The sequence below is a fragment of the Candidatus Arcticimaribacter forsetii genome, from assembly GCF_910589745.1.
GTDB lineage: Bacteria > Bacteroidota > Bacteroidia > Flavobacteriales > Flavobacteriaceae > Arcticimaribacter > Arcticimaribacter forsetii.
This window is the reverse complement of sequence record NZ_OU342399.1, coordinates 622,751-641,988: the sequence shown is the minus strand read 5'-3', so window position 1 is coordinate 641,988 and position 19,238 is coordinate 622,751. Positions and strand designations below refer to the sequence as shown.

Annotated in this window: 16 protein-coding genes; 9 read left to right on the top strand and 7 right to left on the bottom strand. The window is 34.4% G+C overall.

The window, feature by feature from the left end; all coding sequences use genetic code 11:
- Window positions 1–75 precede the first annotated feature (75 nt).
- The 3 genes from NG655_RS03005 to NG655_RS02995 are packed head-to-tail and all read left to right on the top strand — an operon-like array spanning window position 76 to window position 3,754.
- The gene (locus NG655_RS03005; protein WP_252157868.1) at window positions 76–1,230 is read left to right on the top strand and encodes a 5-(carboxyamino)imidazole ribonucleotide synthase; all 1,155 of its coding nucleotides are present in this window, start codon (window positions 76–78) and stop codon (window positions 1,228–1,230) included.
- Between the two features lies 1 nt (window position 1,231).
- Window positions 1,232–1,714: a 5-(carboxyamino)imidazole ribonucleotide mutase gene (gene purE / locus NG655_RS03000; RefSeq protein ID WP_252157867.1), complete on the top strand. Its 483-nt coding sequence runs from the start codon at window positions 1,232–1,234 to the stop codon at window positions 1,712–1,714.
- A 15-nt stretch (window positions 1,715–1,729) separates the two neighbouring features.
- Entirely contained in the window at window positions 1,730–3,754 is a 2,025-nt protein-coding gene (locus NG655_RS02995; protein ID WP_252157866.1) for a M3 family metallopeptidase, read from the top strand.
- Here the strand turns inward: NG655_RS02995 and NG655_RS02990 are convergent.
- A complete protein-coding gene (locus NG655_RS02990; protein ID WP_252157865.1) occupies window positions 3,741–4,091 on the bottom strand; it encodes a rhodanese-like domain-containing protein in 351 nt (116 codons plus the stop codon). The two genes, NG655_RS02995 and NG655_RS02990, sit on opposite strands and share 14 nt — an antisense overlap.
- Complete coding sequence (locus NG655_RS02985; protein WP_252157864.1) at window positions 4,084–4,902, bottom strand: UbiA prenyltransferase family protein; 819 nt, start codon at window positions 4,900–4,902, stop codon at window positions 4,084–4,086. The genes NG655_RS02990 and NG655_RS02985 overlap by 8 nt, the downstream gene beginning before the upstream one ends.
- 192 nt (window positions 4,903–5,094) lie before the next feature.
- Between NG655_RS02985 and gcvP the strand changes: the two genes are divergently transcribed.
- The 4 genes from gcvP (at window position 5,095) to NG655_RS02965 (ending at window position 10,714) form a co-directional block, all read left to right on the top strand.
- Entirely contained in the window at window positions 5,095–7,950 is a 2,856-nt protein-coding gene (gene gcvP, locus NG655_RS02980) for an aminomethyl-transferring glycine dehydrogenase (protein WP_252157863.1), read from the top strand.
- A 130-nt stretch (window positions 7,951–8,080) separates the two neighbouring features.
- The gene (locus NG655_RS02975) at window positions 8,081–9,136 is read left to right on the top strand and encodes a 3-oxoacyl-ACP synthase III family protein (protein WP_252157862.1); all 1,056 of its coding nucleotides are present in this window, start codon (window positions 8,081–8,083) and stop codon (window positions 9,134–9,136) included.
- Window positions 9,137–9,208: 72 nt separating this feature from the next.
- A complete protein-coding gene (locus NG655_RS02970) occupies window positions 9,209–9,946 on the top strand; it encodes an MlaE family ABC transporter permease (RefSeq protein WP_252157861.1) in 738 nt (245 codons plus the stop codon).
- Window positions 9,947–10,714: an ABC transporter ATP-binding protein gene (locus NG655_RS02965; protein ID WP_252157860.1), complete on the top strand. Its 768-nt coding sequence runs from the start codon at window positions 9,947–9,949 to the stop codon at window positions 10,712–10,714.
- Window positions 10,715–10,735: 21 nt separating this feature from the next.
- On the opposite strand, the gene NG655_RS02960 is transcribed toward NG655_RS02965, so the two are convergent.
- The 5 genes from NG655_RS02960 to porV form a co-directional block, all read right to left on the bottom strand.
- A complete protein-coding gene (locus tag NG655_RS02960; protein WP_252157859.1) occupies window positions 10,736–11,332 on the bottom strand; it encodes a SprT-like domain-containing protein in 597 nt (198 codons plus the stop codon).
- Window positions 11,333–11,342: 10 nt separating this feature from the next.
- Window positions 11,343–12,014, bottom strand: coding sequence for an SDR family NAD(P)-dependent oxidoreductase (locus NG655_RS02955; RefSeq protein ID WP_252157858.1), 672 nt, complete (start codon window positions 12,012–12,014; stop codon window positions 11,343–11,345).
- 73 nt (window positions 12,015–12,087) lie between these two features.
- A complete protein-coding gene (locus NG655_RS02950) occupies window positions 12,088–13,680 on the bottom strand; it encodes a pyruvate dehydrogenase complex dihydrolipoamide acetyltransferase (protein ID WP_252157857.1) in 1,593 nt (530 codons plus the stop codon).
- Between the two features lies 1 nt (window position 13,681).
- On the bottom strand, window positions 13,682–14,683 hold the full coding sequence (gene pdhA, locus NG655_RS02945) for a pyruvate dehydrogenase (acetyl-transferring) E1 component subunit alpha (RefSeq protein WP_252157856.1): 1,002 nt from the start codon (window positions 14,681–14,683) through the stop codon (window positions 13,682–13,684).
- 156 nt (window positions 14,684–14,839) lie between these two features.
- Window positions 14,840–16,018, bottom strand: coding sequence for a type IX secretion system outer membrane channel protein PorV (gene porV / locus NG655_RS02940; protein ID WP_252157855.1), 1,179 nt, complete (start codon window positions 16,016–16,018; stop codon window positions 14,840–14,842).
- A 204-nt stretch (window positions 16,019–16,222) separates the two neighbouring features.
- Here porV and gldJ point away from each other — a divergent pair, with 204 nt between their 5' ends.
- Window positions 16,223–17,905, top strand: coding sequence for a gliding motility lipoprotein GldJ (gene gldJ, locus NG655_RS02935; protein WP_252157854.1), 1,683 nt, complete (start codon window positions 16,223–16,225; stop codon window positions 17,903–17,905).
- A 39-nt stretch (window positions 17,906–17,944) separates the two neighbouring features.
- Entirely contained in the window at window positions 17,945–19,237 is a 1,293-nt protein-coding gene (locus NG655_RS02930; protein WP_252157853.1) for a UDP-N-acetylmuramoyl-tripeptide--D-alanyl-D-alanine ligase, read from the top strand.
- Window position 19,238 lies beyond the last annotated feature (1 nt).

The window sequence follows — 19,238 nt, the reverse complement described above, 5'->3', positions numbered from 1 at the left end:
TACCCAATTTAAAGGGCTTTTTGTGTTTCAAATTAATTTATCAAAGATATATGTGTATTTTTGTCAAAAAAAAACATGTCCTTTTTTTCAACCCATAAAACTTTAGGCATTTTAGGCGGAGGCCAACTTGGAAAAATGCTACTTTATACAACCCGCAAATGGGATATCAAGACATCTGTTCTAGATCCTAGCGAAGAAGCTCCTTGTAAAATAGCCTGTGATTATTTTGAAGTTGGTGATTTTAAAGATTACGATACTGTTTATCAATTCGGAAAAAAAGTTGATGTTTTAACCTTTGAAATAGAACATGTAAATCTTGAAGCTTTAAAGCAACTAGAAAAAGAAGGTGTGCATGTATATCCTTCAGCTGCAACCCTAGAGGTAATTCAAAATAAAAGTACACAAAAAGACTTTTATAAAAACAATAATATTCCAACTGCTCCGCATCAAAATTTTGATGATGTCAATCAACTTAAAGAAGCAATCAAAAACAAAGAATTAAACCTCCCCTTTGTTTGGAAATCTGCTTTAATGGGTTACGATGGAAACGGAGTAAGTATCATAAAAAACACAAAACAACTCGAATCATTACCGAATGTTGCTTGTTTAGCAGAATTATTAGTTCCATTTACTCATGAACTAGGGGTTATTGTATGTAGAAATCCTTCCGGTGAAGTTGTTGCCTACCCAACCGTAGAAATGGAATTCCATCCAGAAGCAAATCAAGTAGAATATGTTTTATGCCCTTCCAGATTAGATAAAACCATTACAGATAAGGCACAAAAAGTTGCATTACAAGTATCCCGCTCTTTTGAACATGTTGGACTTTTAGCTGTAGAACTATTTTTAACTAAAACAGGTGATATTTTAGTTAATGAAGTAGCTCCGAGGCCTCATAATAGTGGACATGTAACCATTGAAACCGCTTACACAGATCAATTTGAACAACACATTAGAGCCATTCTAGATTTACCCTTAGGAAACCCCGAAAATAAGGTTTCTGGCGTGATGGTTAATTTAGTAGGAGCAGAAAATCATAGCGGAGCAGTGCATTATGAAAATATGAATACTATCTTAAATATGCCGGGTGTAATCCCTCATATTTATGGAAAAAAAGACACCCGCCCTTTTAGAAAAATGGGCCACGTAACCATCGTTAATGAAAATCTTAATGAAGCACGTAAAATAGCTGAAGTAGTTAAAAAAACAATTCATGTAATCTCGAAATAAAATGGCAAAAATTGGAATTATAATGGGAAGTCAATCAGATCTTCCAGTAATGCAAGAAGCAATAGACATTCTAAAAGAATTTAATATAGCAATAGAAGTAGATATTGTATCTGCACACAGGACTCCAGAAAAAATGATCACTTATGGTCAAGAAGCACATAACAGAGGAATCCAAGTCATTATTGCTGGAGCTGGTGGTGCTGCACACTTACCAGGAATGATAGCAGCCACAAGCCCACTTCCTGTAATTGGGGTTCCAGTAAAATCAAGTAACTCAATCGACGGTTGGGATTCTGTCCTATCTATTCTTCAAATGCCTGGAGGAGTACCAGTTGCAACTGTTGCGTTAAACGGTGCTAAAAATGCAGGTATTTTAGCAGCTCAAATCATAGGATCTGCAGACAAGGAAGTCCAGAATACTATAATTGAGTATAAAGAGTCATTAAAAGCAAAAGTAATCAACTCTGCTAAAAATATAAATTAAAACTACTACCTACTTTTGAAAAACATTCTTAATAGCACCTTCGACACTCAGCACCAAAGTGCCCCTTTCAATTCGATAAAAACTGAAGACTATATTCCCGCGATTGAGCTAGAAATAAATAAAACTTTAAAAGAAATAGAAGTTATCTGTTCAAACCCAGAAACTCCTACTTTTCAAAACACGCTCGACGCACTTGATAAAAGTGGAAAACAACTTGAAATTATATCTGGAATTCTTTTTAATTTAAATAGCGCAGAAACAAGTCAAGAACTTCAAGAAGTTACCCAACTCGCTGCTCCTTTGTTAACAAAATTTCAAAACGACATACGTTTAAATAAAGCTTTATTCATAAGAATCAAAGCAATATATGAACAAAAAGAAGAACTTAGTTTAACCCCTGAACAACTAACTTTAATTGAAAAAGAATACAAAAGCTTCGTAAGAAATGGAGCTCTTCTTTCCTCAGAAGACAAAGACAAACTGCGAGAAATTGATACGGAATCAGCTCAACTTAGTCTTTTATTTGGAAATCACGTGTTAGCTGATACTCAGGCGTACGAACTTCATATTACAGATAAAAGTCAACTATCAGGAATCCCGGAAACTAGCCTAAATCAAGCTCAAGAACTTGCGGTTAGTAGAGATAAAAAAGGATGGGTTTTCACTCTCGACTACCCCAGCTATGTTCCTTTTGTAACTTACGCTGATGATCGTGAATTAAGAAAAAAAATGAGTCTTGCTTTCGGAAAAAGAGGGTTCCAAGAAAATGAAAATAACAATGAGGAGCTTATTTTAAAGCTGATAAAATTAAAAAAAGAACGTGCCAATTTATTAGGCTATAATTCACATGCTGACTTTGTTTTAGAAGAACGAATGGCAGAATCTGTTTTATTAGTAAACAATTTTTTAGATGATTTGTCTCAAAACGCTCTTCCATTTGCCAAAAAAGAATGGGAACAAATTGAGGACTTTGCTAAAAACAAATTAGGGCTAGAGGAATTGAACAAATGGGATACGGCTTATGTATCTGAAAAACTCAAACAAGAGCTATTTGATTTTGATGAACAAATACTCAAGCCTTACTTTCCTCTAGAAAATGTGTTGAATGGATTATTTGAAATTGTGAATAAACTTTATGGATTAAGTTTTAAAAAGGCTTCAAATATTGAGGGGTATCATAAAGATGTAACTTGCTATGAAGTATTCAATGAGAATGGTTTGTTTTATGCACTGTTGTACACAGATTTTCATCCTAGACCAACCAAAAAAGGAGGTGCATGGATGACTTCATACCGAACTCAAAACGAATCTCAACGACCCCACATATCGATTGTATGTAATTTCTCTGGTCCTACAGAAAATACTCCTGCACTACTCACTTTTAACGAAGTGACAACTTTATTTCATGAATTTGGACATGCACTTCACGGAATGCTTGCAAACACAAAATACAGTGGCCTTAGCGGAACTAGCGTTTCATGGGATTTTGTAGAATTACCAAGTCAGATTTTAGAAAACTGGTGTTATCAAGAAGAGGCATTGTCTCTATTTGCTAAACATTATATAACGGGTGCATCTATTCCTATGGAATATGTGCAGAAAATAAAAAATGCAGCACAATTTCAACAAGGACTTCAAACACTTCGTCAGCTTAGTTTTGGATATTTAGACTTATCCTATCATGATGAAAATGTATCTGAAATTAAATCTGTTTATGAACATGAAGAAAAACAAGTGTCTAAACTTCAATTCACTCCTAGTATAAAAGAAAACTGTATGAGCACTGCTTTTTCTCATATTTTTCAAGGGGGTTACGCAGCTGGATATTACAGTTATAAATGGGCGGAAGTTTTGGATGCAGATGCATTTGAATTATTCTTACAAAAAGGGATTTTTAACGAAGAAACTGCGCAATCTTTCAAAGACAACATCTTATCTAAAGGGGGAACAGAACACCCTATGAAACTTTACAAAAGATTTAGAGGAGCAGAACCAGACCCTAAAGCTCTTCTTAGAAGAGCTGGACTTATTGAAAATTAATTTCTGCTTTTTTCCAGGAAACATAACCTCCTTCTAACTCTATCGTTTTTACAAAACCAAGAATCTGCATTTCTTTAGCAGCCTTTGAGCTTCTTCTTCCAGAATGACAATACAATAAAATAGTCTTATTCTTTGGAAATTTAGTTATTGCAGTCTCAAAACCTACAGAATCTACCGGGATATTTATAGCATTTGTAATATGTCCCTGTTCAAATTCTTCCTTCGTTCTAACGTCTACTAAGATGGATTCTTTTGATAACTCACGTTTAAATTCTGCAACTGAAAAAACAAATGAAGTGATTTGAAAAATTAAACTTAAAAAAAGAGCTTTAAACATAGTCTTGAAGTTTTAAAAATAATATAATCCAACCAACGAAAGGAACTGCCTCTACCCAAAAAATAGTCCTGTAACTTGACTGATTGACTGAACTTGTAGCCAAAAAATAAACATATAAACTTAACATAATCGTATAAACAAATAAAAAATTCGGTCTGTTTACATAAACTAAAAAAAGTGTTAAAACAAAAATTAAATATCCCAAGATTTTTGTCCTTGAAACTCCTATAACTCTTGGTAAAGTATCTAAATCTTCCGAATCAGTTCTAAAATCTGCTATTTCAAAAGGGAGAATTGCTAAAATTATCCATAGATATCGCTGCAGAACTGAAAACCAAAAAGTAGAATTATTTAAATCTATTTGACTAACTAATGGAACAACAAAAGTCAATAAAGTCCAACAGACTGCAACAATATGAATTTTAATAGATCCAATATTTCTAAGGTTTACCCAGGAGGGGTTCAATGGAATAGTATAAAGAACTAAAAATAAGGTAGCAAGAAAAATCACAAATTGCTGTTCAAAACTAAAATACACAAAAAGATAGGCTGAAACCGAAAGAGAAATACCAGTCATGGCTCCTATTATTTTTATATTTCTAGATAACTGATGTATATTTTTATTGAAAAATGAAAGATATTTAACCAAGTTATAAGCTGCTAAGGAACTGAAAAAAATAAAAGCTCTTTCTTCAAGAACAGTTTTAAAATCATATTCAAAAATTGTTATCTCGAACATGCAAAGAACCATAAATGCTACATGCAAACTTGACTTAAGATAGAAATCAAAAAAACGTTTAAGTTGTTTCACAGAACAAAAGTATCAAAACTGTTTATATGTATTAATTAAATAACTTAATATATGTTTACCTAAGCCCTATTATTATTTGATATTTAAAGAAAATCACTCTTAAAATCATCCCTAATATTTTGGTTGAAAACTTATGAAATTCACGCATAAAAGTATTGAAAAATAAGGTTGTTTTTGATTAAGTTTGCTTAAATGACTATAGCTATGAACGGTACTTTTGAATCAAGACACTTAGGTCCAAATGAAGAAGAAATAAAACAAATGCTTAAGACAATTGGCGCAGATTCTGTGGCCTCTTTATTAAGCGAAACAATTCCTTCAGATATTGCTTTAAAACAAGATCTCAATCTTCCTGAAGGAATTAGCGAACATGAATTCTTAACAGAATTACAACTAGTCTCTCAAAAAAATAAGTTATTTGACACTTACATTGGTTTAGGATATCATCCAACAATAACACCAGCAGTTATTCAAAGAAATATTTTAGAAAACCCAGGTTGGTATACAGCATACACACCCTATCAAGCAGAAATTGCACAAGGGAGATTAGAGGCACTTTTTAATTTTCAAACCGTAGTAACCGATTTAACTGGGATGGAACTTGCTAATGCTTCTTTGCTTGATGAAAGTACGGCAGCAGCAGAAGGGATGACTTTATTATTTGCAGCAAGAACTAGAGCCCAAAAGAAAAATAACAGTTGTAACTTTTTTGTCTCAGAAGATGTTTTACCTCAAACCCTTGCGCTTTTCAAAACACGCTCAGAGCCAATTGGAATAAAATTAGTCGTTGGAAATCCAGAAATATTTGAATTTACAACAGATTTTTTTGGAGCATTTTTTCAATACCCAGGAAAACACGGCTCTATCCCTAACCTTCCAAAACTTGTAGAAAAAGTTCAAGCGCATGAAATTAAAACAGTTGTTGCTGCAGATTTATTGAGTCTAACTTTGCTTGAAGCTCCTGGAAAATACGGAGTTGATGTAGTTGTAGGAACAACCCAACGTTTTGGAATACCTCTTGGATATGGTGGGCCACATGCAGCCTACTTTGCTACTCGTGAAGCTTACAAAAGAAATATCCCCGGAAGAATAATTGGTCAAACAAGAGATTTAGACGGAGCTCCTGCTTTAAGAATGGCCCTTCAAACAAGAGAGCAACATATCAAAAGAGATAAAGCCACTTCAAATATATGTACTGCTCAAGTTCTACTTGCTGTGATGGCTGGCATGTATGCCGTTTATCACGGTCCAAAAGGACTTAAAAATATAGCTGCTAAAATTCATCTAAATGCGCTTAGATTTGATTCCATTCTCAAAGAGTTATCCATAGAGCAAATCAATCAGAATTTTTTCGATACCTTACTTATAAAAGTAGACTCAGAGAGACTAACTAAACTTGCAGAATCGCGTGAAATAAATCTTTTAGCAGTTGATGAAAATCATGTTTCAATTTCATTTAACGAAACTGTAACTGAAAAAAGCTTCAACAATCTGATTTATTTATTTGAAGAATATACCTCCCAAAAGGCAGAGTTGAATTCTATAGAAATAGAAACAAATATTCCTGTAAATCAAATCAGAAATTCCTCATTTTTAACGCATCCTATTTTTAATTCATTTCATTCTGAAACAAGTTTAATGCGGTATATAAAACGCTTGGAAAGAAAAGATCTAGCATTAAATCATTCTATGATATCCTTAGGGTCTTGTACAATGAAATTAAATGCTGCAAGTGAGATGCTCCCATTAAGTTGGCCTCAGTGGAATGGTTTGCACCCATTTGTCCCTACTAACCAAGCAGCTGGGTACCATCAAATACTTGAAGAACTTGAAATCCAATTAAACGAAGTGACTGGATTTTATGCCACTTCTCTACAGCCTAATTCTGGAGCTCAAGGAGAATATGCTGGTCTTATGGTAATAAGAGCATATCATGAATCACGAAATGAGCACCACAGAAACATATGTATTATTCCTGCATCAGCACATGGAACAAATCCTGCATCAGCCGTTATGGCAGGAATGAAAGTTGTTGTAACAGCAACAGATGAAATTGGAAATATAGATTGGGAAGATTTTTCAGCAAAGGTACTTGAACACAGAGACAACCTTGCAGGGTTAATGGTTACTTATCCCTCTACTCACGGAGTATTTGAATCAAATATTCGGAAAATGACCCAACTAATTCATGATAACGGTGGTCAAGTATATATGGATGGAGCTAACATGAATGCTCAGGTTGGAGTTACTAGTCCTGCTATAATCGGAGCCGATGTTTGTCATCTAAATTTACACAAAACCTTTGCGATTCCACACGGAGGTGGGGGGCCGGGAGTGGGCCCAATTTGCGTAGCAAAACACTTAGCGCCGTTTTTACCAAGTAATCCAATTATAAAAACAGGAGGAAAAAATCCAATTAGCTCAATATCAGGGGCGCCATGGGGTTCTGCTTTGGCCTGTTTGATATCATACGGATACATAAAAATGCTTGGAGGTGCAGGTTTAAAAAAAGTAACCGAAATTGCAATTCTAAATGCAAATTACATAAAGGCAAAGCTTGAAAGTTCTTACCCAATTTTATATGTTGGTGAAAATGGAAGAACAGCACACGAAATGATTATCGATTTAAGACCTTTTAAACAAAAAGGTATCGAGGTTGTTGATGTAGCCAAGAGATTAATGGACTACGGTTTTCATGCACCAACAGTCTCTTTCCCTGTTTCTGGCACCATGATGATTGAACCAACCGAGAGTGAAAATTTAGCTGAAATAAATCGTTTTTGTGACGCTATGAATTCTATTGCAAAAGAAATTGAAGAAAAAGAAACACACACCGAAACTAGTGTTTTAAAAAATGCTCCTCATACGCTTCAAATGGCGACAGCTGATAAATGGTCATTTGAATATAGTAGACAAAAGGCACTTTATCCGTTAAATTTTGTGCAAGAAAATAAATTCTGGCCCTCTGTAAGAAGGGTTGATGAGGCCTTTGGAGATCGTAATTTGATCTGCAGCTGCCCCCCTATTGAAGAATACTCAAACAACTAAGAGACAGTTCTTAATGTTTTTTTTTAAAATTTAAACCAAAAAAATACTTGGCTTTAGGTATCGTATGAATTTTTACACATCATAGACCAGCTGTACAACACTTTGTTAAATTTGTTATTATAGCATTATTATGAATATAAAAATCACTGGTACAGGAAGTTGCATTCCCAGCGTTGTTATAAAAAATACTGATTTTATGAATCATATCTTTACTAATAATGAGGGAGTACCTTTTGAAGTTGATAATTCTGAAATTATTCAAAAATTTAGTTCGATCACTGGGATTAAAGAAAGAAGATATGCTACCAATGAAGAAAACTCTTCTGACTTAGCAGCAAAAGCTGCTTTAAAAGCGATTGAAAATTCAAATATTGATCCTGAAACTCTTGATTATATTATAGTCGCTCATAATTTTGGTGATACCGATTTTGGATCTAAGCAATCCAATTCACTACCCAGCGTAGCTTCTAAAGTCAAGACTATTCTTGGTATTAAAAATCCTAAATGTGTTGCATACGATATACTTTTTGGATGTCCGGGTTGGGTTGAAGGAGTAATCCAAGCAAGTGCATTTATGAAAGCAGGAATGGCATCAAAATGCTTAGTGATTGGAACTGAAACACTTTCTAGGGTCATAGATAAAAGCGATCGTGATTCAATGATATTTGCTGATGGTGCTGGAGCTACTATAATTGAAAAACAAAATGATAAAGGAGGAATTCTTTCCAATGAGTCTGTAACTTATACGGACAACAATGAAATTGATATGTTATTTTTTGGTGCGTCATATGAAAAAGACAATACAGATCAGTTCATTAAAATGCAAGGAAGAAAGGTGTATGAATTTGCTCTATCTTCTGTTCCAGTCGCCATGAAAGAATGTTTTGATCAATCTGGATTTGAAATTAAAGATTTGAAAAAAATATTTATTCACCAAGCAAACGAAAAAATGGACGAGGCAATTGTAAAACGTTTTTATCGTCTTTATAAAGAGAAAGTTCCAGAAGGAATAATGCCAATGAATATTGAAGAGCACGGAAACAGCTCGGTGGCTACAATACCAACACTATACGATCAAGTCCTTAATGGACAAAAAGAGGGACATAAACTTTCAAAAGGTGATGTTGTTTTATTTGCAAGTGTAGGAGCTGGAATGAACATCAATGCAATTACTTATCAGGTATAAGATGTAATAAATTTATAAAACACGAACAGCTTTTTAGTGTTTTAATTTTTAAGTTTTGCGTATTTTAGAGGAATGAAATTCCTAACTCATATAGGCCGATACCTCTTGATGATCCAAAAGACTTTTGGAAAATTCACCAAATGGGGTGTCCTAAAAAATTTAATTGTTAGAGAAATTGATGATTTAATCATTGGTTCTCTGGGTATTGTTGCTTTCATATCCTTTTTTGTAGGGGGTGTAGTTGCAATCCAAACAGCAATCAATACAGACAATCCTTTGCTCCCTGGTTATTTAGTAGGATTTGCAACTCGACAATCAATTATATTAGAATTTGCACCTACTTTTATTTCTATTATAATGGCTGGTAAAGTTGGTTCTTTCATTACTTCAAGCTTAGGAACTATGCGAGTTACTGAGCAAATAGATGCTCTTGAAGTAATGGGAATTAACACCTATAATTACTTAATTTTCCCTAAAATAATTGCTTTAACACTTTACCCCTTTTTAATCAGTTTTTCAATGGCTTTAGGTATTTTAGGGGGTTATCTTGCTTGTGTTAGTGGTGGTTTTTCTTCACATGCAGATTTCGTAGATGGACTTCAGTTAGACTTTAGATCATTTCATATTGTATATGCTTTTATTAAAACTTTCTTATTTGCAATGTTATTGGCAACTATACCTTCTTATCATGGTTATTTTATGAAAGGTGGGGCTTTAGATGTTGGAAAAGCCAGCACTACTTCCTTCGTATGGACAAGTGTAGCAATAATAATAACGAATTCAATTGTGACTAACCTTTTACTAACCTAGATGATTGAAATAAAAAATTTAGTGAAATCATTTGATGAAACTCAAGTTTTAAAAGGGATTAGCACCACTTTTGAAAAAGGAAAAACGAACCTTATCATTGGACAAAGTGGTTCTGGTAAAACCGTGTTTCTAAAAAGCATCCTTGGGCTATTTGAAGCTGATAGTGGTGAAATTATTTTTGGAAACACTTCGCTAAAAAGTATGGATTTAAAAGAAAGAGCTCTCCTGCGACAAGAAATAGGTATGGTATTTCAAGGAAGTGCACTTTTCGATTCCATGAATGTAGAGGAGAATATTATGTTTCCAATGCGGATGTTTACAACTGCTTCTGAAGAGGAAATTAGAGAACGTGCAAACACTGTAATCAATAGAGTAAACTTAGTAAATGCTAACTTAAAACTACCCTCTGAAATTTCTGGTGGTATGAAAAAAAGGGTTGCAATTGCAAGAGCTATTATAATGAATCCTAAGTATTTATTTTGTGACGAACCAAACTCAGGATTAGACCCTAGAACTGCTATTCTTATTGATAACTTGATTCAAGAAATTACAAGAGAATATGAAATTACAACGGTAATCAATACCCATGACATGAATTCGGTCATGGAAATCGGAGAAAAGATCGTGTTCCTTGAAAATGGATTTAAAGAATGGGAAGGTACAAATCAGGAAATCTTTAAAACTGACAATGAATCCGTAACTAAATTTGTATACTCGTCAGAGATGTTCAAAAAAATAAGAAAAATTTACATCGACGAATCGATTTAATTACAACTTGTAAAACTAGCTCTATTTTTCCACTAAATAAACCTCTGCATGTGGGCTAAAAATATATTTTTTTCGAGTGGAAATTTCTTCACATTCATAGCGTTTTACTCTTTTTTTTCCTAAAACAAATTCCCTCCCATCTGGGATTGAAAAGTTAGAACCTTCTTCAAGTTCAAAAACATATGTTTTATCCTGTACCGGGTCAAAACTTGATAGCGCCATTACTAGATTAAAATCTGTATCACTACTCGCTTTAGGGCTTTTAAAATGCCTAGCTACCACGCTTAATAATTGATCAGGAAAAACCTGAGGGTTAATTAACGGTAACATTAATTTTTGAAAGATATACTTCCACTCTTTCCCGTGAGGTTTAATTCGATACCCATATTCTTTAAAAGCTACATGATGAGCTATTTCATGGATTAGAGTAATTAAGAAACGGTAGGGGTTGGATGTTTTATTTATTGTAATCTGATGTTTTCCAGATGATGTCTTACGATAATCACCGTGTTTTGTTATTCTCTTCGAAACGATTTTTACCTGAACATTCCACTCTGAAAGATAATGCTTTACTTGGCTTATGGATTTATCAGGAATGGATGAATACAAATCATTCATAAAAGCATACTTATGGTGTACCTGACGAAACAGGAAGCGTTTTACCATTATACACCTCATGTCCAGTCAGAGCAAAATTAAGAAGATAGGATCCCATTTGCTCTGCGGTTAATGGCGCTTTATATCCTGGAAAAGCCTCTTCAAGCATTTCAGTTTGAACCGCCCCAAAAGCAAGTGCATTAAAAGAAGGACCTGTTTCTTTGTATTCTTCTGCAAGAAGTTCAGTGAGTGTTATAACAGCTCCTTTACTACTACTGTATGCAGCCAAACCAGGAAACTTTGAGCTTCCTTGCACCCCACCCATACTACTTATATTCACTACGTGACCACTGGTTTTGATATGAGGCAAAAGTTGACGAGTAAATTCCGCTAAACCAAAAACATTAACTTTAAACACAGACTCAAAAACATCAAATGAGGTGTCGGTGAATGGAATGTTTTCTAATTTTCCTGCATTATTTATGAGCGCATCTACTCCTGTAATTTTTACTTCATTAAAAAAAGAAGCTATTGAATTTTGATTAGAAAGATCAACTGAATAAGCCTGAATATTTTTTATACCTATCAAACTTTCAATATTCCTAGAAATAGCAAGAACTTCATGCCCCTGAGATGCAGCTAATATGGCTGTAGCTTTACCGATTCCTCTTCCAGCTCCTGTAATAATAATTTTCTTTTTCAAGTTTAATAATCTAGTTTAATATAAATATAAAAAAACCCGCTGAAAGCGGGTTTATAAAAATGTAATTAATCTGTTATAATAACATCGTTAATGGATTTTCAATATATTGCTGTAAAGTTTGTAAAAACTGAGATCCCGTTGCGCCGTCAACCGATCTATGGTCACAAGCTAAGGTTAATTTCATCATATTTCCAACAACAATTTGTCCATTTTTAACAACTGGCTTTTGAACAATTGCACCAACAGATAGAATTGCTGAATTTGGTTGATTAATTATCGATGTAAATTCTTGAATTCCAAACATTCCAAGATTAGAAATAGTAAATGTACTTCCGTCCATTTCAGCTGGAGTTAATTTTTTATCTCTAGCTCTTCCTGCATAATCTCTAACTTGAGTTCCAATTTGAGGTAAAGACTGTTCGTCAGCAAACTTAACGACAGGAACAACCAAACCGTCTTCAACAGCTACTGCAACTCCCATATGAACATGATTGTGCTTCACTATTTTATCATCATGCCATCTTGAATTAACTTGTGGGTGTTTTTTTAATGCCAAGGCAGTTGCTTTAACAACGATATCGTTAAATGATATTTTAGTGTCTGGTATTGAATTGAATTGCGCTCTAAAAGCAATGGCATTATCCATATCAAACTCAACCCCAAGATAATAATGAGGTGCTGTAAATTTAGACCCTGCTAAACGTTTTGCGATTGTTTTACGCATTTGACTATTGGCGACTTCCTCAACAGACTCAACTCCAGATGGAACAAAAGGTCGTACCCCTCCTCCAACCGATGGTTGATAGTTTTCAATATCTCTTTTAATTATTCTTCCACCGTCACCAGTACCTGCAACAGATGATAAGTTTATCCCTTTTTCTTCAGCTAATTTTTTTGCTAATGGAGAAGCAATAACTCTTCCGTTAGTATTAACTACAGCAGGGGCAGCAACTGGTGTTGATGCAACTGGTTTTGGAGTTTCTGTTTTTGGCGGAGCAACAGATGTAGTTTCTTTAGGAGCTTCTGTAACAGGAGCAGGAGCTGATTCCAAAGAAGCTATTGCAGCTTTAACATCGGCATCTTTAGCTCCAATAATTGCTAAAACACTGTCAACAGGCGCAGATTCACCTTCTTGAATTCCAACATGCAGCAGAGTTCCGTTATAGAAAGACTCGAACTCCATAGTTGCCTTATCAGTTTCAATTTCTGCAAGAATATCTCCTTCTGCAACTTCATCTCCAACTTTTTTAAGCCAAGAAGCAACAGTCCCTTCCTCCATTGTGTCACTAAGACGAGGCATGGTAATAATTTCTACATTATCTGGAAGAGCTACTTTTTCATTTGATACTTCTTCTACTTTTTTAGCAGCAGCAACTTCTTTTTCTTCAGAAGCAGCTCCGCCATTTAAGTGTGCCGAAATATCTTCACCCTTTTCACCAATAATAGCTAACAAAGTATCAACTGGAGCTGTTCCACCCTCTTGAATTCCAATATGCAATAATTCACCTGCATAGAAGGCTTCGAATTCCATAGTAGCTTTATCGGTTTCAATTTCAGCTAAAATATCACCTTCGTTAATTGTATCTCCTACTTTTTTAAACCAAGTTGCGACAGTACCTTCTTCCATAGTATCGCTTAAACGAGGCATGTTTATTATTTCAGCCATATTAACTTAATTTATGTTTAATAAATGGGTAATCTGTTTGCTCATATACTGCATCATACATTACTTCTTTTTCTGGGTAAGGAGATTCTTCAGCAAACTTTTCACACTCTGCAACTCTTGCCTTAACATCTAATTCAATAGCGTCTAAGTCAGATTGAGTTGCATATTTTTTGTCAAGAATTATATCCTTAACCTGAGTTATTGGATCTATTTTCTTGTATTCTTCTACTTCTTGTTTCGTTCTGTAGTGTTGTGCATCAGACATTGAATGACCACGGTAACGGTAGGTTTTCATTTCTAGAAAAGTAGGACCATTACCTTTTCGGGCATGCTTGATTGCTTTATCCATTGCTTCTGCAACTGCAACAGGATCCATTCCGTCTACGGGCCCACAAGGCATTTCATAACCTAAACCTAGTTTCCATATTTCCTCGTGACTTGCAGTCCTTGCAACAGAAGTTCCCATTGCATAACCATTATTTTCAACAACAAAAACAACCGGAAGTTTCCACAGGGTTGCCAAGTTTAATGTTTCATGAAGCGAACCTTGTCTAACAGCTCCATCTCCCATACAACAAATGGTTACCCCACCCGTATTGTTATACTTATCACCGAAAGCCATTCCTGCACCTAGAGGAATTTGTCCTCCTACAATACCATGACCTCCATGAAATTTAAATTCTTTTGAGAAAATATGCATTGATCCTCCTAGTCCATTCGAGGTCCCAGTAGCTTTACCATACAATTCAGCCATAACTCTCTTAGGATCTACACCCATTCCAATGGGCTGAACGTGATTTCTGTAGGCAGTAATCATTCGATCTTTCCCTAATTCCATCGCATGTAAAGAACCTGCCAATATAGCTTCTTGACCGTTATAAAGATGAAGAAATCCTCTTACTTTTTGCTGAATGTAAACTGCAGCTAATTTATCTTCAAATTTCCTCCAGAAAAGCATATTTGAATACCAATCGACATAAGTCTGTTTTGTTATTTTCTTCATTAATAATGTTGTTTGAAAAAATATTTATTTGATTGCAAAAATACAATATTTAATTCATTTTATAAATGTTAAAAAACTTCTTATTGGTAGAAATATTTACGAAAAAATCAATTAAACGTCATTATCCATGAAAATAATAGATTTTAAGATATTTTTCTAATCTTCCAATTGTTCAACTTGAGGATTGCCCAAATTAAAAATTATAGAAAACCTAAGGGTGTTTTCAAGAGGGTTTCTAACTTTAGATGTTGAAAACAAATAAGAGATATCAATTTCAGCAAAATCTAAAGAAAATCCGGCTCCCAAAGTAAAATATCTTCGAGATCCTTTTTCTAAGCTTTCATTAAAATATCCTCCTCTCAATGCAAATGAATCCTGAAAATTGTATTCTGAACCTACGCCCCAAGTAATTTCTTTTAACTCCTCTGAGAACCCGTCAGGCGCATCACTAAAAGATTCAAATATTCCAGATAAGAAACTAATGTCTGGTTGCTGATAGGATAAAACTTCTCCCGTACCTTCGTCTAAAAAAGCAACAGGAGTTGGAACCAGAAGCTTGTTAAATTCTACATTAAATGAAATTTTATTGTTTGCATCTAAATGAACGTTAAGTCCTGTCCCGAGCTTTAGGTTTGTTGGAATAAAGTTCTTTTGACCTCCCTCATCGTATTTTAGTCTGGGTCCAATATTAGATATATTAAACCCTGCTCTTAATCGGGCTTTGTTCTCTCTAAAATCAAAAAGATCACTCCTGTAAAACCCAGCAATATCAACACCCAAGGTGTTGGCAGAAGAAGCGTCAGCATCGGAAGATAATTTTAAATCAGATCGAATAAAACGAGCGGCAACAGCCATTGAATATTTTGAATTTAAAAGTAAGGAATACGAGAAATCTAAAGTGAGTTCATTCGGTCGTTCAACACCCTGCTGAATTATACTCCCTGCGACTAAATCATTCAATACAATTTCACCAAGACTAAAATATTTCAAACTAGTTGCCCAGGCACTTCTCTCAGAATTTTTGTTGTAGTAGGTTATATTAGCTAGAAATATGTCACTGACTAACTTACTAAGATATGGAGTATAACTAATCGCAAATGCAGAATTTTGTTCTGAAAAAACATATTTAGCAGGATTCCATTGCTGAGAAAAAGCATCTACTGAAGTTGCAACTCCTTGCTCTCCCATTCCCGCAGCACGAGCATCTGGAGTAATTAGTAAGAATGGGACACCGGTTGATATAACCCGCTCTTGGGCATGAGTTTTAGAATGAAAAATAAAAACCCCTAAAAACAATAAAAAACAACACCTGAATAGCACAAAACCTTTACTCATGTTTTCATAACGTAATTTATTTTAAAATCTTATGTCACTAACAGATTGATTTTTTGAGAAAGAATTGGATTTGAGATAATAATGTATAAATTTATTCGTTTTAATTTAAGAATCTTTAGCTAAATTTAGTTTATGAACTAAGTTGAACTGTAGATTTTGTATATTGCACCTAATAAACAAAAACGACTACTTTATATAATATTTATGAAATTTAATTTATTATTTAAAAACTTAATATTACTGACCTTTACCGCTCTTGTTTTTTTATCATGCGGAAAAGGTAGAAATCAGTCAAGAGCTACTGGATGGGGAATCAACTCTAAGAAAGGTGGTTTCCAATACAACCTAGAGTTTGAAGATCAAGAAACAGGTCCAGGTTTAGTTTTTATTGAAGGAGGAACTTTTACTAAAGGTCAAGTTCAAGACGATGTTATGCATGATTGGAACAATTCGCCGAATAAACAGCATGTTATGTCTTTTTACATCGATGAAACTGAAGTTACCAATTTAATGTATTTAGAATATTTAGACTGGATTAATTTAGTTTTCAGAGAATCTCCGGATTATAAACAAATATATCAAGGAGCATTACCTGACACCTTAGTTTGGAGAAATCAATTAGGATATTTTGAAGAACTAACAACAAACTACTTAAGACATCCTGCCTATGCAGAATATCCTGTAGTTGGAGTAAACTGGCTGCAAGCAGTTCAATTCTCTGAGTGGAGAACGGACCGAGTAAATGAATACATACTCGAAAGAGAAGCTTTCATCAAAGAAGATGTTCGTTATGAAGAAGTTGATGCAAACAGCACTTTTAGCACAGGAGCATACCTTAAAAGACCTGCGACAACATACGGTGGGAAAATTGATAGTTTGACTGGAAAAAATGGTCGAATGAAAAAAGATACCACAGAGGTGAATGTTTATGCTGGTATTGATCGAGGAATATTGCTACCGTCTTACAGATTACCTACAGAATCTGAATGGGAATATGCCGCACTTGCTCTTGTTGGAGACAGAGAGTACAATGTTTATCGTGGTAAAAAGAAATATCCTTGGTCAGGAGAATATACAAGATCTGAGGAAAGAAGATCCGAAGGGGATCAGTTAGCAAACTTCAAACTCGGTAAAGGAGATTATGGTGGAATTGCTGGTTGGTCAGATGATGGCGCAGACATTACTATACAAGTTAAGTCCTACCCGCCAAACGACTTTGGAGTATATGATATGGGTGGAAATGTAGCCGAATGGGTTGCTGATGTATATAGACCAATCGTAGATGATGAAGCAAACGACTTTAATTACTACCGAGGTAACGTTTACCTGAGAGATGTTATTGGAGAAGATGGTAAGGCACAAATAATTTCTCCAGATCAACTGGTATACGATACACTACCAAACGGAAAAGTATTATTAAAAAGATTACCTGGCCAACTTAAAAAAGAAAGCATTGGAGCTGAAGAAACTTTTCTTAGACAAAATTTCACAGAAAGTGACAACAGAAACTTTAGAGATGGTGATATAGAATCTCAAGCAAACGCTAATAGGTTCGCAAGTGAGGAAGGTGATGCTCAGTCAAACAATAAACCTGAATCATCAAGCATGTACAACGCACCTCTTCACCCTACCGCTTCTAAAGATGAAGACGGAAACATTACAAGAAGAAAAGATAAGTCTACCACTAGGACTTCATTAATAACAGATGAGGTAAGAGTATATAAAGGAGGATCCTGGAAAGATAGAGCCTACTGGTTAGATCCTGCTCAAAGAAGATATTTACCACAATATATTGCAACTGACTATATCGGTTTCAGATGTGCAATGACACGTTTAGGTTCAAAAAGTAAAGTTAAAAAAACTGCGAGACACAAACGAAAAGGTTAGAAATTTTAAAGGCATTTTGTAAATGCCTTTTTTTATTTTATGGAAGCAAAAACACTATATTCCTACTTCCTAAAATCCAGTAGCGTTATTACTGATACTCGAAAAATTGAGAAAAACGCCCTGTTTTTTTGCCTGAGAGGAGAAAATTTCAACGGAAATAAATTTGCAAAAGAAGCACTTCAAAAAGGGGCAGCTTTTGTAGTCATAGATGACTCAGAATATTTTAAAGAAAATAGTCAATATATTTTGGTGGAAGATTGCTTAAAAAGCTTGCAAGAATTGGCAAAATACCACAGACTACAATTTGATATTCCCGTAATAGGCCTAACCGGATCAAACGGAAAGACTACTACCAAAGAACTGATTTATAGTGTATTATCGGAGCAATTCAACACCACAGCAACGTTTGGCAATCTCAATAATCACATAGGAGTTCCCCTTACTTTATTAAGAATTAACAAAAACACAGAAATTGCCTTAATTGAAATGGGTGCAAACCACCTGAAAGAAATAGAATTTCTATGCAATATAACAAAGCCTACACATGGTTATATAACAAATTTTGGTAAAGCACACTTGGAAGGATTTGGAAGTATTGAAGGAGTGATTCAAGGGAAATCTGAACTTTATAAATCGTTAGAGAATACAAAAGGAACAGCACTTATTAATTCTGAAGATAAACTTCAAGTTAGACTCACAAAAAATCAAGCAAAACAACAGTTTGGAAATAAAGAAGCTGACATAGTTATTACAAGTAATAATTATACCACAAAAGACAATAACTATCTAAGTGTTTCATTTCAATCAACAATAATTAATAGTAAACTCAAGGGAACTTATAATTATTCTAATATAAAGGCCGCTATAGCTTTTGGATTCATCTTTGATATCTCTTTAGAAAAAATTAAAAAAGGAATTGAAGGGTACATCCCCAAAAATAACAGATCTCAATGGTTGAAAACAGAAAGAAACACGGTTATTCTAGACGCTTACAATGCAAACCCAAGCAGTATGACTGTTGCTTTAGAATCCTTATTGAATTCTAATACTAAAAATAAAATACTGATCCTAGGAGATATGTTAGAATTGGGAGATTATGCTGCTGATGAGCATCAAAAAATAATCGAAATATTAAATAAGAAAACTCCAGAAACTGTAATTCTTGTTGGAAAGGAATTCAAAAAAACGAAAACATCAAATTCTAATTTTCATAAGTTTGAGGAAACAAAAGATGTAATTCCATTTTTACAAAAAAAGAACTTCCAAAACAAAACCATTTTAATCAAGGGATCAAGAGGGATTGCTTTGGAAGTTCTTCAAGAATATCTTTAAA